Below are 13,815 nucleotides of genomic sequence, written 5' to 3'. Positions count from 1 at the left end.
CCCCCCCTTCCGCCGCCGTTCAGTGGACAAGGCCAAGCTGGTTCCGGTCGGCATGGGTCTTCTGGGACGGGTGGTCGATGGCGCCGGCCGTCCCCTGGACGGCCTCGGCCCCCTCCATGCGGAAGCCCTGCGCCCCCTGCACAGCCGGCCGGTGAACCCCATGTCCCGGGCCCCCATCAGCCGTACCCTGGATGTGGGCGTGCGCGCCATCAACGGCCTGCTCACCGTCGGCCAGGGCCAGCGGATGGGCCTCTTCGCTGGTTCCGGCGTCGGCAAGTCGGTGCTGCTGGGCATGATGGCCCGCTATACCGAGGCCGAGATCATCGTCGTCGGCCTGATCGGCGAACGGGGCCGGGAAGTGAAGGAGTTCATCGAGCAGATCCTCGGGGAAGAAGGCCGGCGCCGTTCCGCCGTCATTGCCGCCCCCGCCGACACCAGCCCCCTGATGCGCCTCCAGGGCGCCGCCTACGCCACCTCCGTGGCCGAATATTTCCGCGACCAGGGCAAGCAGGTGCTGCTGATCATGGATTCCCTCACCCGCTATGCCATGGCCCAGCGGGAAATCGCCCTGGCCATTGGCGAGCCCCCGGTGACCCGGGGCTATCCGCCCTCCGTCTTCGCCCGCCTGCCCCAGCTGGTGGAGCGGGCCGGCAACGGCCCGGACGGCGGCGGTTCCATCACCGCCTTCTACACCGTCCTGGCGGAAGGGGACGATCAGCAGGACCCCATCGCCGACTCGGCCCGAGCCATCCTCGATGGCCACATCGTGCTCAATCGCCAGCTGGCCGACGCCGGCCACTATCCGGCCATCGACATCGAGCAATCCATCAGCCGGGCCATGGTGAACCTGATCACCCCGGCCCAATTCGACCTGGTACGGCGTTTCAAACAGCTCTATTCCCGCTACCAACGCTCCCGGGACCTGATCGCCGTCGGCGCCTATGTCGCCGGCTCGGACCCCATGGTGGACCAGGCCATCCAGCTGATGCCCCTGCTGGAAAAATTCCTGCAACAGGACCTCTCCGACCGCTCCAGCATTGAAGCCACCCTGGCCATGCTGCAACAGATATTTCCAAGCATCGGCTAGTTTCCCTTTCCCCATACTCTAGAATGGGGAACATGGACTGGAACCGCCAATGACCAAGCCTTTCACCCTGCAACCCCTGCTGGAACTGATGCAGAACCGGGCCGACGAAGCCAGCAAGGAACTCGGCCGGCGTATTGCGGCCGAGCAGGACACCAAGGCTAAGCTGAACATGCTGATCCAGTACCGGGACGAGTACGCCGAACGCTTCCGCCAGGCCTCGGCCCAGGGCCTGAGCCCGGCAGGCTGGCGCAACTTCCAGGAGTTCATCGGCCGCATCGATGAGGCCATCGCCCAGCAGCGGGTCGTGGTACTGACCTCGGAACAGCATACGGCCGCAGGCCAGGCCGAATGGCTGGCCCACCACCACAAGCTGAAAGCCATCGACACCCTGGCCGAACGCCATCTGGCTGCCGAACTGCAACGGGAAATGAAGCAGGACCAAAAGCAGCAGGATGAATTTTCGGCCCGCAAGGCCCGTTCCGATCAATCCGACGCAGCCTGACTCCCTGGCACGGGGATTGCTCATCCATCGACAGTTCCGATTTGCGGATGAGAGATAACCATGCCCAGCCCCGCCGTTGCCGCCCCCGTCAATATGCCTCCCGCCATGGCAGGGGCCGCCAATGCTGCCGCTGCCGCTTCTAGTGCCAGCAACAGCGGCGATGCATCGGCTTCGGCGGCGATCAATGGCCCGATTGGCGCCGATTTCGCCGCCCTGCTTCTGGCCCAGATGGGTACTGCGGTAGAAATGGTGGCGGGTGGCGACATCGCCGCCAATACCGAGTCCGCTGAATTGACGGAAGAAACAACCGACCCCACCGCCAACGCCAGCGACATGTCGGCATTGTTTGCCGCCCTCGCCTTTACGCAGACCCAGCCGACAACACCGGCAGCCCCGGTTCTTGCCAAGGAAGCCGGCAACGGCCCGCTGACAGCGCCGGAACTCAAGATCGGCGAAGGCACCGGTAGCGCCAAGGGAGCCGATCCCCTGGCTGCACAAGCAGAGGGTGGAGTGCCATCCCCGGTCATCGGCGGTAGCGCTGCGGAGAACAGCGGCAACGATTTTGGCGACAAGCCTGGCGGCAAAGCGGCAAACATTGCCGCCTTCGACACCACACTGAAGCAAATCGAGGCCAAAACGGACATTTCCGCCCCCGTGCTGCCGGATGCGCCGCCGGCCGTGCATGCCGCCCATCAGGCCCACGGCAGCGCCAATACGACTTCCTCCGTGACCCAGGCCCGGGTCGACACGCCGGTGCGGGACCCGGCCTTTGGCCAGGAATTCAGCCAGAAAATCGTCTGGCTTGCCGGCCAGGACAAGCAGTCCGCCCAGCTGACCCTGAATCCGCCCCAGTTGGGACCGGTGGAAGTCAGCCTGAAGATCAGTGGCGACCAGGCCACCGCCGTCTTCTCCTCACCCCACGCCGAGGTGCGTGAAGCCATTGAAGCCGCCCTGCCCCGCCTCCGCGAAATGATGGGCTCGGCCGGTCTGGAGTTGGGACAGGCCAACGTCAGCAGCCAGTCTTTCCAGCAGCAGCAACAGGAACAGGCAGCCCAGAACCAGGCTGCTGCCTCCCGGGGCGGCAGCACAGGCGGTATACTTGCGGAAGGTGGCAATGAACCGGCTGCAACTACAGGTACCGTGATTCGCCAGAGCAACGGCCTGGTGGACACCTTTGCCTGAGACAGACGGCCCTGCCGACAAAAACACGACCGCCAAAGCGGCATGACAAATAGAGGAGTCCACTATGGCGAAAGCCGAGGCCAAACCGGCCGCTGAAGGTGAACAGGCGCCAAAGAAAAAGGGCAAGCTGCTCATCATCATCATCGCTGCTGTCGTCCTGCTCGGCGCCCTGGGCGCGGGGGCCTTCTTCATGCTCGGTTCCTCCAACCATGATGAGGACGAAGAGGTTGCCGCCGATGCCCCCAAGGCCAAGAAGAAGAGCGGCAAGGAATCCCCGCCCGTCTATGTGGCCCTGGAGAACTTTACGGTCAATCTGGTGCCCGACCAGGGAGAGCAGTATCTCCAGGTGGCGGTATCCATCGAATTGGGTGATGCTGCGGCCGGTGAGCAGATCAAGCTGCACATGCCCAAGCTACGCAACAAGGTGATGCTGCTGCTGTCGAGCAAGAAAGGCTCCGACCTGGTTTCCAAGGAAGGCAAGGAAACCCTGGCCGAGGAAATGAAGCAGGAAATGAACGGCGTTCTCGACCCTGCAGGCAAGGGCAAGGACGGCCCCATCAAGGAAGTGCTTTTCACCTCCTTCATCATTCAGTAGAAACCGGAACCCAATGTCCCAGGATTTCCTGTCCCAGGAAGAGGTCGACGCCCTGCTCAAGGGCGTGACCGGCGAAAGCGACGAACCGGAGCAATCCGGCGACGCCGAGGCCGGCGTTCGCGCCTACAACCTGGGCACGCAGGAACGCATCGTGCGTGGGCGCATGCCCACCATGGAGTTGATCAACGAGCGCTTCGCCCGTTATCTGCGCATTGGCCTGTTCAACTACATGCACCGCAACGCCGAAATTTCGGTGGGGCCCATCAAGGTGCAGAAGTACAGCGAGTTCATCCGCAATCTGGTGGTACCGACCAACCTCAACCTGGTGTCGGTCAAACCCCTGCGCGGCACGGCCCTGGTGATCTTCGATCCCAACCTGGTGTTCCTGGTGGTGGACAACATGTTCGGCGGCGACGGCCGCTTCCATACCCGGGTCGAAGGGCGGGACTTCACCGCCACCGAGCAGCGCATCATCCAGGGCATGCTCAACGTGGTTTTCGGCGAATACGAGCGTTCCTGGAAGCCGGTGCACGAACTGAAGTTCGAGTACATCCGCTCGGAAATGAATTCCCAGTTCGCCAACATCGCCACCCCTTCCGAAATCGTCGTTTCCACCTCCTTCACCCTGGAATTCGGCGGCGCCACTGCCGACATGCACATCTGCATGCCCTATTCCATGGTGGAACCGATCCGGGACCTGCTCTACAGCACCATGCAGAGCGACCAGCTGTCCACCGACAAGCGCTGGGTGGGCACCCTGCGCCGGCAGTTGCAGACGGCGGAAGTGGAGCTGGTGGCAAATCTGGCCCATGCCACGGTTTCGCTGCGGCAGGTACTGAAGATGAAACCGGGCGACGTCATCCCGGTAGTCATTCCCGAAGTCCTGAACGTGGAGGTCGATGGTGTCGCCATCATGGAATGCAAATACGGCCAGCAGAGCAACCAGTACGCTCTCAAGGTAGAACGATTCATCGCGGCGGACAACCCCGACGCCCCGCAGGGAGAAGCCAATGGCTGACGAAAACACCGAGAACCCCCAGGACGCGGCCGACGCCATCGGCGAAGACGATTGGGCCGCCGCCATGGCCGAGCAGGCCATCGCGGAAAGCACCCCGGAAACCCCGGCAGCCCAGCCGGCCGACATCTTCCAGTCCTTCGGCGGCGCCGATGCCCAGAGCGGCATGATGCGCGAGCTGGACATGATTCTGGACATCCCGGTGCAACTCACCGTGGAGCTGGGCCGGACCAAGATCACCATCAAGAACCTGCTGCAACTGGCCCACGGCTCCGTGGTGGAACTGGATGCCCTGGCCGGCGAACCCATGGATGTGCTGGTAAACGGCACCCTCATCGCCCAGGGGGAAGTGGTGGTGGTGAACGACAAGTTCGGGATCCGCCTGACGGACATCATCACGCCCTCCGAACGCATGCGCAAACTGGGCCGCTGACCCCGCCAGCCACCGCTTCGGTGCCGAACCGCCCTCATCCACAGGTGAGCGGCGGTTTTTTATTTCCGGTGCATGGATTAACATAGCGGCCATCCTTACCGGGAATCCGGCCCTTCATGCCGCCGCCCTGCGGCTTCAACCCATATCGACGCCCGTGCCCCAACACCCCCGCATTCCTTCGACCACGGCAGGCCTCCTGACATTGCTGGCGCCGACGCTGGCCCTGGCCCAGAGCGCCCCGGCAGCAGCTCCCGGCGTCTCCGGCAGCAGCGTCGTGCAGGCCTTTGTCGGTCTGCTCATCATCGTTGGCCTGCTGCTGCTCGCCGCCTTTTTCATGCGCCGGATCTATGGCGGCCGCCCCTTTGGTCAGGGCCCCATGAAGTTGCTGGGCGGCATCGCCGTCGGCAACCGGGAGCGCATCCTGCTGGTGGAAGTCCAGGACACCTGGCTCGTCATCGGTCTCGCCCCCGGCCAGATCCGCACCCTGCACACCCTGCCCAAGGGCGAACTGCCCCAGGGGGCAACCGGTCTGCCCGGTACTCAACCCTTTGCCCACTGGCTGAACCAGGTGATGGCACGTAAAACCGATAGTACTCAATGAATCTCGCAAAACTCCGGCCCCTGCTGCTGCTCGGCATCCTGCTGGCCCCCGCGGTCACCCTGGCCCAGGCCGGCGGCCTACCGGCCTTCAGCAGCACCCCCGCCCCCGGCGGCGGACAGAATTACACCCTGTCCATCCAGACCCTGCTGACCCTTACGGCCCTCACCTTCATTCCGGCCGTACTGCTGATGATGACCGCCTTCACCCGCATCATCATCGTCCTTTCCATGCTGCGCCATGCCATGGGCCTGCAGACCACGCCGCCCAACCAGGTGCTGCTGGGACTGGCCCTCTTCCTCACCTTTTTCGTCATGTCCCCGGTGGCCGACCGGGTCTATACCGAAGCCTACGTGCCCCTGGCGGAAAACAAGATCACTTTCCTGCAGGCCCTGGAAAAGGCCGAGCAACCGGTGCGGGGCTTCATGCTGAAGCAGACCCGGGAAGCCGACATCGCCCTCTTCGCCGGATTTGCCGGCATCAAGAACATCGAGAGCCCGGACAAGGTGCCCCTGCGCATTCTGGTCCCGGCCTTTGTCACTTCGGAACTGAAAACGGCCTTCCAGATCGGCTTCATCATCTTCATCCCCTTCCTCATCATCGACATGGTGGTGGGCAGCGTCCTGATGTCCATGGGCATGATGATGATGTCCCCGGTCATGGTGGCCATGCCCTTCAAGATGATGCTGTTTGTCCTGGTGGACGGCTGGCATCTGGTGCTCGGCTCCCTCGTCCAGAGCTTCGCCACATGACCCCCGAAACCGTCATGAACATCGGCCGCCAGGCGGTAGAAGTGACCATTCTGGTTGCATCTCCGGTACTGCTGGTAGCACTCGTAGTTGGCCTCCTGATCAGCATTTTTCAGGCGGCAACTTCCCTCAACGAAGCAACCCTGTCGTTCGTACCGAAGATCATTGCGATGTTTCTGACATTGATCTTTGCTGGTCCCTGGATGCTAGAGATGATGACTGACTATATCCAACGTCTTTATTCCAGCATCCCGAGCCTGATTGGATGATCAGCTTTACCTCTGCAGAATTAAACGCTTGGATTGCGGCCTTCATCTTTCCTCTGGTCCGCATCCTAGCTTTTGTTGCGGCTGCTCCTGTATTTAGTAACGCGGCGGTACCGCGACGTATTCGTCTGATTCTCGGTTTGGCGCTAAGTGCGGCAATCGTTCCGACCGTACCCGCATTACCGCCAATCGAACCAGCATCGGGAATAGGCTTGGCGATACTTGCCCAACAACTGTTGATCGGCATATCCCTAGCAATGGTCATGCGCTTGGTTTTTGCGGGAATTGGTTTGGCCGGCGAACTGATGAGTTTTCAGATGGGGCTGGGCTTTGCCACGATGTACGATCCACAGAATACGGCCCAAACCGGGGTAGTCGCGGAAGTCGTAACCTTATGCGCCACTATGGTTTTCTTGGCACTGAACGGGCATCTGCTCATGATTGCAGGGCTTTCCGAAAGCTTCCACATCATCCCCATCGCGACCCCATCAGTTAGTGCGGGGCTATGGCTGAACTTGGCCGAAGCAGGTGCCAACGTGTTCAGCATCGGTTTGTTGCTTTCGCTACCGGTCGTTATCTCCCTTCTGATTACCAATCTGGCCCTATCCATCCTTTCCAAGGCCGCCCCACAACTCAACCTGATGGCCATCGGCTTTCCCATTACACTAGCAATTGGACTGGCAACTTTGGCGTTGACGCTGCCTTACATGGTGCCGCCACTAACCCGGATATTTGATGAAGGATTTCGCCTCATGTTGGAGGTCTTCCTCCCGAGCAACCGATAACGAAGCTCAACCCCATCAGGGACTGCTGCGAGCCATTTGAACCAGCCCCTGTGCATAGCGCTGTGCGACCGGGGTGGACGACTCAATACCTTCTACATAATCCACCACGCGGTAAGAGGCAAAGCCATTTTCCCGCCGCAACTGCTCTGCCCTCCGCTTAATCACCATCATAGCCTCCCCGGAACCCCCGGTATGGAAGCGCTTCATTTTCAAATCAAAAACGTAAACGTTCTCACTGACCTTGGCCTCTACGATTTGCCAATTCGGCGCTAAAGGGTCATATATCTGATACAACAGCCAAGCCCCCGCCCCTGCCACAACCAGCTTTTCCAAGGAATAGCTGATCGTGCTGGTCAGTTGGAGATTGCCCTGAGGCAGTAGGGGACCGTTATTCGGATAATTTCCGTCCAGGCTTCTAAGGGACGTACATGCGCCCAAAGCCAAAACAACGGCAATGCTGAAAAGAAGACGTTGCCCCATTACAGCATGCTAAACAGGCTAAGGCCCGATACTGTCATGAAAGCTTTCTGAGCTGCTTGCAACTGGACTTGTTGCTTGCTCAGGTCTGACAAAGCTGAGGCGTAATCCAAATCCCGCAAGTTGGAAATAGACTCCTCGTACTGCAAATCTAGGTCGCTGGATGAGCTAGACAGTGAATCCAGTTCAGCCAGTCGGGCTCCGACAGACGAGCGTATGGTGGAAATATTGTCTTTAGCCGCGTAAAGACCATTCAAAGCATCCGTGATCTTCCCAGGTAAAGCCGCGGCCGCTACCGGATCATTAGCCACTGGGGTATTCAAGGTATCCACCAGGTTTTTTACGGTATCAAAGATACTTTGATTTGAGACGTTACCGTTCCGATCCCGGACTTTGACGAAGATGTTTGCCCCGGACTCGGAGATACCCATATCCCGTGAAGCATCTACCTGCAAGGTGCGCTGCCCTTGGTCCCCGGAAAATACAACATAGGGATTAGCGTTATTGTAGGGTCCGGTGGCCAAGGAGGTAGCAAACGGACGCACAGTAGACTGGTAGCCGGAGAACATGTAGTGACCATTACCGTCCTGACTGTTGGCCAGGGCCACCAATTCATCCAGGCGTACCTGGAGTTCTTGGGCGATGGCTGCCCGGTTAGCATCGTTCAGAGTGGTGTTACCAGCCTGGATAGTACGATCCAAGACGTTCTGCAGCGTATTACCGGCAGCAGTAAGCTGGGTCTCGATTAATTTCAGGCTTTCCTTGGCCTGGGACTGGTTGTCCATGTACTGCGTATTCACCCCCTTGGCTTGGGTCTGAATCAGTACCTGGGAGGCCGCCACAGGATCGTCCTCAGGAGACAGAATCCGCCGGCCGGTGGCAACCTGATTATATGTCTTCAATTGGGCGGCTTGGTTGTTTAGGATGCCGGAAGTACCGGCATTGAACACCATATTGGTACTGATACGCATAGCATTTACTCCTTACAACAAACCCCACACGGCCGTTTAGCTACGGATAGACAGAATGGTGTTGAATATTTCGGATGCAATCGACATCATCTTTGCCGAGGCCTGATAGGCATTTTGGTACTTCAACAAATTTGCGGCCTCTTCGTCCAGATTAACCCCGGACTGAGCTTCCCGGGAGGCGGTGGACTGTTCCAACAAAGCCTGCTGGGCATCCCGGGTAACTTGGGATTCCTTAGTCTTGTTGCCGACACTGCTAACCACTTGGGCATAGCTAGCCTGGAAAGTAGCATCGCCACCAAACATGGTGCCTTTGGTTTGCAGCAGCCCCATACGGGAAATGTTGCGGGTATCAGACACCCCGGTGGTATTCCGCGCCAGCGTAAAAACGTCACCGTTGGCAGGATTGCCACTGATTTCAAAGGTGAAACCATTCACGGTATAACGGGAGGACGGCCCACTGTAAGGTACCGCGTTTGCCGGCGCCGCATAGGTCGTTGTCCCACTACTGGTGGTAACAGTAACAGAGCCGGCAAACGCCGAAAAATCAAAGGTATTGGTCCCGGAATTAAAGGTGAAGTTAGTGGGGGTGGCAGGAGTGGTATAGCCGGGAGAAACGTTCCCCCCTGAAATCACCCCTGTTCCCGTATTCGCAGTAGCCGCCGAAGAACGAACCGACTGTCCTGCTGCTATGAGTCGAGAATCAGCGGCGATAGCCGGATTCAGGGAAATATTCCGAGCGGCCTCGCGAGTCGGCTGGATCAGAAAAGAGTCACCACTAGCCATAGCACCGGTCGCAGTAAAACTAATCCCGTCGCTGGTCGTGAGGGTGGCGGACAAGGTGGCCAAGCTTGGATCCGTCCACTTTTTACCATCGCTGAGACGCTGCACCGTGTAATTGGCGCCATCGTAACTCAACCGGTAATCGCTGCCGGTCAGGTTGGTCGTGTAGTTGGCCGAGGCCAAATCCAGGGCCACTCCCGTCGCCGTCGCCACCTGTTGCACCACGCTGTTCAGAGCATTTGCACCGGTCGCCGTCCAGGTTGTCCCATCAGACTTCCGGGTTGCCGTATAGGTAGCGGAGGCAGAGTCGAAAGTCAGGGAATAGGTATTCCCATTGAGAGACATAGGAGGGGGACTAACGAAGGTAGTGGCGACCACACCGGTTCCGCTGTTTAGCGAATTGGGCCAGGTTCGGGGATTCGAAAGTTGGAAAAAAGTGGAAGCAAAGGCACCATTTGCTGCCGTCTGACCCAACATATCCTGTCCCAGGGACTGTTGGGCATTGAAAGTCAATGCAATAGAGGCCGCCACCTGTCCAAGAGAGTTAGCCGCCTTATCCAGGGACTCGCTACGAAAACGCAGTAAGCCGCCGAGTACACCGCCAGTGAGCAGGTTTTCCGGTAGTTCCTGAGCGCCGCCCGCATTAGTCAAGGCGACTGCCATCCGTTCCGGATCTGCACTCGAAGTTTTCACCTGCAGTTCATTGGCGCGAAGCCCCACCACCAACTGCTGACCTGTACCGATGAAAACATTGAGACCACCGTTGGCATCCTCCACCGTGGTTACTGCCACCTGCTTGTTCAACTCGGCAACAAGGTAGTCCCGCTGATCCAGCAGCGAATTGGCGGGCTGGTTGGTGGCTGCCTGGGCCAACATGATTTTTTCATTCAGCTCGGCAATCTGAGTGGCATAGGAGTTAATGGAGGCCACCGTGCTCTGCAACTGGTCATTAACCCCCTTATACATCCCGGAAAGACGGGACTCCATACTCTGCAGGCGGCTAGTCAGTGTTTGGGCACTGGACACCATGGCATCCCGGGAAGTAATCAAGGCCGGATTAGAGGCCACTTCCTGTATTCCCTTGAAGAATGCTTGCAAGGAGGGAGACAAGCCGGCCTTTTCGTCTGCCAGCATGTTGTCAATCTGCTTGATCTGGTCGTAGTAGGTGGAGTACTCGCTGACCTTGGTCTGGGCGCTGTTGATCTGCTCGGTGACCACCTGATTATAAACACGGGAAATGGTATCAACCCGAGTTCCCATGCCGATGAAACCGGAACCGGTAGCAACAGAAATGTTGTTCGCCTGGATGATCCGCTGACGGTTGTATCCCGGGGTGTCCACATTGGCGATGTTGTTGCCCGTGGTCATCAAACCCAGTTGGGCGGCGTTGATGCCGGTAATACCGATTCCGAAAAGACCGTTAGACATGACGCACCTCGATTCCTGCCGGCTTTAACGGCAAACTGCGGGAGAAGTTGAGGCAGGTCAGCCCTGTAGGGCCTGGCGTAAGGTAGGGCCGTTGATGATGCGGCCCAGTTTGTCCGCGTACATCGGATCCGTCGCATAACCTGCCTGTTGCAGGGATCGAGCAAACTCTGTGCCATCTTGGCGACCAAGAGCACCAGAAAAGCGGGGACGCTGTAGCAGGTTAGCGTAATCCCGAAACGCCTCGGCATAGGAGCCGTAAACCCGGAATTTCTCCTCCACGGTCTCAGCCCGGCCATTCTCGTATTCGGTGGTGGTGGCGTTCACCGTCGGACCCCGCCAGCTCTTGCCGGCTTTGATACCAAAGAGGTTGTAGCTGGTTCCGCCATCAGCCCGGCGAATTTCCGACTTACCCCAACCTGTTTCAAGTGCCGCATGGGCAATGAGGAAATGGGGAGGTACTCCGGTGGCCTGGGATGCCTCTACGGCATGGGGCCAGAGGCGATTAACAAATTCCCGGCCATTATTTGCCGGCATCTGGGGCGCACTAGCGGCAGAATCGACGGCACCGGCGGCAGCATTTGCCGCCGCCGTAGCCGCTGCTCGGGCCCCATCTTTGGCAGAGGCCTTCTCCCGGGCCAGAAGCAGAGCCTGGCGCATCACTTCCGGCGAAGCCAGTGCGGACATGGGAGACACCGCTTCCTGCAGGCCGCCCCCTAGGCTGGCGCCCAAACCGCCCACCTCTCCCGCCGCCCCCTCCTCTGGGGGCAAGAAGCGGCCCATCTGCTGTTCGATGAGTCGGGCAAAGCCCAACTGGCCGGAGGTGGACAGCTTCTGGGCCAACTGCTGGTCCAGCATGGAGGTATACAGCCGGGTCTGGTCGCTGCTGAACAGTCCGTCCTGGGGCAGGGTATCCCGCATGCTCTTCAACATCATGCCGATGAACAGGGACTCAAACTGCTGAGCCACCTGCTTCAAACCCTCCCGCGGGTTCTGCTTCAGCTTAAGGCGTAGATCTTCAGTCTGCCGTACGTCGACTGCCAGACGGTTGGCGGAAAGGTCATCAGGCTTCATGAATGCTTGTCTGCAAAGGATGACGAGAGAAGCAAGCCTAAATCACTTCCAGCTCGGCCCGCAATGCGCCCGCCGCCTTCATGGCCTGGAGAATGGCCAGCAGGTCCTGGGGATTCGCTCCAAGGGCATTGAGCGCTTTCACCACATCAGCCAAATTGGCACTGGCCTTAACGTTCTGCAGAGCCCCTGCATCTTGCTTGATCTGGATATCCGCCTGATTGGTCACCGTCGTCTGGCCGCCAGACAAGGCATTGGGCTGACTCACATTAGCCTGATTGCCCACTGTGACATTGAGATTGCCATGGGCAACGGCACAGGCATCTACCATCACCGACTGATTCATCACGACAGAACCGGTGCGGGAATTGACAATAACCTTAGCTGGCAATTTCTGTGGTTGAACATCCAAGTTCTCTAGACGGCCAAGGAAGGCAACCCGGGCGCTAGGATTCTCGGGAGCTCGGATCTGCACAACCCGGCCATCCAGAGCCTGGGCCACAGGACCATATTCCCGCCCCATTTCCCGATTGATCACTTCCACCATGCGTTGGGCCGTGCCGAAGTCAGTAGTATTTAACTCATAGTGCACATAGGGGCCCTGTCCGACGGCCGTCGGAACCTCTCGTTCCACCGTAGCCCCCCCGGCGATCCGCCCAGCGGACAAATGATTGATCTGGGCCGAAGAGCCTCCGGCGGAAGCCCCCGCACCGCCAACCACCACATTGCCCTGTGCCATGGCATACACATTGCCATCAGCACCCTTCAGAGGAGTCATCACCAGAGTGCCACCGCGCAGACTCTTGGCATTACCCATGGAAGAGACTGTAACGTCGATCTGCTGGCCTGGCTTCGCGAAAGCCGGCAAGTTTGAGGTAACCATCACCGCAGCCACATTACGTAGCTGTAAAGACTGCCCGGGAGGCAGGGTCACCCCCAACTGAGAAAGCATGTTGATGATGCTCTGTACGGTGAAGGGGGTCTGGGTGGTCTGGTCGCCACTACCATCCAAGCCTACCACCAGACCGTAGCCCACCAATTGGTTATTACGCACACCCTGAACATTGGCCAGATCCTTGATGCGCTCAGCCTGGGCAGGTAGCGGCAAAAATAGCAAAAGGGAAGCGGCAACAATTGCCCCCCCCCGCCAGGTATTCCCCAAATTCAGGCCCATGATCCTTCTCCTGCGTTTTCTCCTAGAACGGCAGGAAAGTAAGGAAGAATCGTGCCAACCAGCCCATAACCTGAGCCTCATTAATGTAACCAGAGGACTTGTATTCGATCCGAGCGTCAGCCATCTGGGAAGAATTCACCGTATTGGCGGCAGTGATCTGGTAAGGATTGACAATACCGGAGACGCGGATGAATTCCTGGCCTTGGCCGATGGCCACCTGCTTTTCCCCGGACAGCAGCAGATTGCCATTTGGCAGTACCTCAATGACGGTTGCAGTCATGGTGCCGGTAAATACGTTGCTACCGCCGGACTCACCCTTACCGGCAAAGGTATCGGAACTGGAAGCACTGGCATTCAGCCCCTGAAATGTTTTGCCGGGAACACCGTCGAGGGCCGTAACGGAAGCATTGACGGAACCCGTTTTCTGGGCGCTGGACGCGCCCTTGATAGTGGCCTGGGTATTCTCGACGATATTCACCACAAGAGTATCGCCAACGAAGCGTGCACGGCGGTCCTCGAACAGGGGCCGACTAGCGCTCTGCTGATAGATGCCGCCGTTATTTGCCGCTAAGTCACCCCGAGGCTGGGGACGAGCCGTCATAGGCTGGTGCACATTGGTGGGCGGCACGGAGGCACAACCGGCTAGTATTGCCAGGGTGGCCAGGAATAGGCCGGCAATTGTGGTTTTCATTGTATTACCCCGCA

The 13,815-nt window shown here is 59.0% G+C and carries 16 protein-coding genes; 10 read left to right on the top strand and 6 right to left on the bottom strand.

The window, feature by feature from the left end; genetic code table 11:
* From AC1RTA_RS08350 to fliR, 10 genes are all read left to right on the top strand, one after another.
* Positions 1-1,087 (top strand): FliI/YscN family ATPase (locus AC1RTA_RS08350; protein ID WP_492784470.1); only part of this gene is annotated, 1,087 nt, incomplete at its 5' end.
* A gap of 49 nt (positions 1,088-1,136) precedes the next feature.
* Positions 1,137-1,589: a flagellar export protein FliJ gene (gene fliJ, locus AC1RTA_RS08345; protein ID WP_014236836.1), complete on the top strand. Its 453-nt coding sequence runs from the start codon at positions 1,137-1,139 to the stop codon at positions 1,587-1,589.
* 60 nt (positions 1,590-1,649) lie between these two features.
* Positions 1,650-2,771: a flagellar hook-length control protein FliK gene (locus AC1RTA_RS08340; RefSeq protein WP_492784469.1), complete on the top strand. Its 1,122-nt coding sequence runs from the start codon at positions 1,650-1,652 to the stop codon at positions 2,769-2,771.
* Positions 2,772-2,835: 64 nt separating this feature from the next.
* Complete coding sequence (gene fliL, locus AC1RTA_RS08335; RefSeq protein WP_014236834.1) at positions 2,836-3,366, top strand: flagellar basal body-associated protein FliL; 531 nt, start codon at positions 2,836-2,838, stop codon at positions 3,364-3,366.
* 13 nt (positions 3,367-3,379) lie between these two features.
* The gene (gene fliM / locus AC1RTA_RS08330) at positions 3,380-4,384 is read left to right on the top strand and encodes a flagellar motor switch protein FliM (protein WP_014236833.1); all 1,005 of its coding nucleotides are present in this window, start codon (positions 3,380-3,382) and stop codon (positions 4,382-4,384) included.
* Positions 4,377-4,814 (top strand): flagellar motor switch protein FliN, encoded by a 438-nt coding sequence (fliN, locus tag AC1RTA_RS08325; protein ID WP_014236832.1) that lies wholly within the window; start codon positions 4,377-4,379, stop codon positions 4,812-4,814. The genes fliM and fliN overlap by 8 nt, the downstream gene beginning before the upstream one ends.
* A gap of 154 nt (positions 4,815-4,968) precedes the next feature.
* The gene (fliO, locus tag AC1RTA_RS08320; protein WP_492784468.1) at positions 4,969-5,415 is read left to right on the top strand and encodes a flagellar biosynthetic protein FliO; all 447 of its coding nucleotides are present in this window, start codon (positions 4,969-4,971) and stop codon (positions 5,413-5,415) included.
* Positions 5,412-6,164, top strand: a complete 753-nt coding sequence (gene fliP / locus AC1RTA_RS08315; protein WP_492784467.1) for a flagellar type III secretion system pore protein FliP — start codon at positions 5,412-5,414, stop codon at positions 6,162-6,164. The genes fliO and fliP overlap by 4 nt, the downstream gene beginning before the upstream one ends.
* Positions 6,161-6,430, top strand: coding sequence for a flagellar biosynthesis protein FliQ (fliQ, locus tag AC1RTA_RS08310; protein WP_152090747.1), 270 nt, complete (start codon positions 6,161-6,163; stop codon positions 6,428-6,430). The genes fliP and fliQ overlap by 4 nt, the downstream gene beginning before the upstream one ends.
* Positions 6,427-7,212 (top strand): flagellar biosynthetic protein FliR, encoded by a 786-nt coding sequence (gene fliR, locus AC1RTA_RS08305; protein WP_152090746.1) that lies wholly within the window; start codon positions 6,427-6,429, stop codon positions 7,210-7,212. The genes fliQ and fliR overlap by 4 nt, the downstream gene beginning before the upstream one ends.
* Before the next feature lie 15 nt (positions 7,213-7,227).
* On the opposite strand, the gene AC1RTA_RS08300 is transcribed toward fliR, so the two are convergent.
* Genes AC1RTA_RS08300 through AC1RTA_RS08275 form a run of 6 tightly spaced genes read right to left on the bottom strand, consistent with a single transcriptional unit; the run spans position 7,228 to position 13,801 of the window.
* Entirely contained in the window at positions 7,228-7,692 is a 465-nt protein-coding gene (locus tag AC1RTA_RS08300) for a hypothetical protein (RefSeq protein WP_152090745.1), read from the bottom strand.
* Entirely contained in the window at positions 7,692-8,660 is a 969-nt protein-coding gene (gene flgL / locus AC1RTA_RS08295) for a flagellar hook-associated protein FlgL (protein ID WP_152090744.1), read from the bottom strand. Before flgL ends, AC1RTA_RS08300 begins: the two co-directional genes overlap by 1 nt.
* A 36-nt stretch (positions 8,661-8,696) precedes the next feature.
* Positions 8,697-10,868 carry a flagellar hook-associated protein FlgK gene (flgK, locus tag AC1RTA_RS08290; protein WP_492784466.1) on the bottom strand — a complete coding sequence of 724 codons (2,172 nt, stop codon included), beginning with the start codon at positions 10,866-10,868 and terminating at the stop codon, positions 8,697-8,699.
* Positions 10,869-10,925: 57 nt separating this feature from the next.
* Entirely contained in the window at positions 10,926-11,939 is a 1,014-nt protein-coding gene (gene flgJ, locus AC1RTA_RS08285; RefSeq protein ID WP_492784465.1) for a flagellar assembly peptidoglycan hydrolase FlgJ, read from the bottom strand.
* A 37-nt stretch (positions 11,940-11,976) separates the two neighbouring features.
* The gene (locus AC1RTA_RS08280) at positions 11,977-13,110 is read right to left on the bottom strand and encodes a flagellar basal body P-ring protein FlgI (protein WP_172974791.1); all 1,134 of its coding nucleotides are present in this window, start codon (positions 13,108-13,110) and stop codon (positions 11,977-11,979) included.
* A 22-nt stretch (positions 13,111-13,132) separates the two neighbouring features.
* Positions 13,133-13,801, bottom strand: a complete 669-nt coding sequence (locus AC1RTA_RS08275) for a flagellar basal body L-ring protein FlgH (RefSeq protein ID WP_152090741.1) — start codon at positions 13,799-13,801, stop codon at positions 13,133-13,135.
* Between the last annotated feature and the right edge of the window lie 14 nt (positions 13,802-13,815).

Source organism: Azospira sp. MPR-E4 (assembly GCF_058809645.1).
Note: the sequence above shows the minus strand (reverse complement) of the source record. Positions and strands in the feature narration are given on the sequence as shown.

Excerpts from the sequence above, each read along its gene's own strand:
- fliJ (WP_014236836.1), top strand. The coding sequence starts at position 1,137 with ATGACCAAGCCTTTCACCCTGCAACCCCTGCTGGAACTGATGCAGAAC.
- AC1RTA_RS08340 (WP_492784469.1), top strand. The coding sequence starts at position 1,650 with ATGCCCAGCCCCGCCGTTGCCGCCCCCGTCAATATGCCTCCCGCCATG.
- fliL (WP_014236834.1), top strand. The coding sequence starts at position 2,836 with ATGGCGAAAGCCGAGGCCAAACCGGCCGCTGAAGGTGAACAGGCGCCA.
- fliM (WP_014236833.1), top strand. The coding sequence starts at position 3,380 with ATGTCCCAGGATTTCCTGTCCCAGGAAGAGGTCGACGCCCTGCTCAAG.
- fliN (WP_014236832.1), top strand. The coding sequence starts at position 4,377 with ATGGCTGACGAAAACACCGAGAACCCCCAGGACGCGGCCGACGCCATC.
- fliP (WP_492784467.1), top strand. The coding sequence starts at position 5,412 with ATGAATCTCGCAAAACTCCGGCCCCTGCTGCTGCTCGGCATCCTGCTG.
- fliQ (WP_152090747.1), top strand. The coding sequence starts at position 6,161 with ATGACCCCCGAAACCGTCATGAACATCGGCCGCCAGGCGGTAGAAGTG.
- fliR (WP_152090746.1), top strand. The coding sequence starts at position 6,427 with ATGATCAGCTTTACCTCTGCAGAATTAAACGCTTGGATTGCGGCCTTC.
- AC1RTA_RS08300 (WP_152090745.1), bottom strand. The coding sequence starts at position 7,692 with ATGGGGCAACGTCTTCTTTTCAGCATTGCCGTTGTTTTGGCTTTGGGC.
- flgL (WP_152090744.1), bottom strand. The coding sequence starts at position 8,660 with ATGCGTATCAGTACCAATATGGTGTTCAATGCCGGTACTTCCGGCATC.
- flgK (WP_492784466.1), bottom strand. The coding sequence starts at position 10,868 with ATGTCTAACGGTCTTTTCGGAATCGGTATTACCGGCATCAACGCCGCC.
- flgJ (WP_492784465.1), bottom strand. The coding sequence starts at position 11,939 with ATGAAGCCTGATGACCTTTCCGCCAACCGTCTGGCAGTCGACGTACGG.
- AC1RTA_RS08280 (WP_172974791.1), bottom strand. The coding sequence starts at position 13,110 with ATGGGCCTGAATTTGGGGAATACCTGGCGGGGGGGGGCAATTGTTGCC.
- AC1RTA_RS08275 (WP_152090741.1), bottom strand. The coding sequence starts at position 13,801 with ATGAAAACCACAATTGCCGGCCTATTCCTGGCCACCCTGGCAATACTA.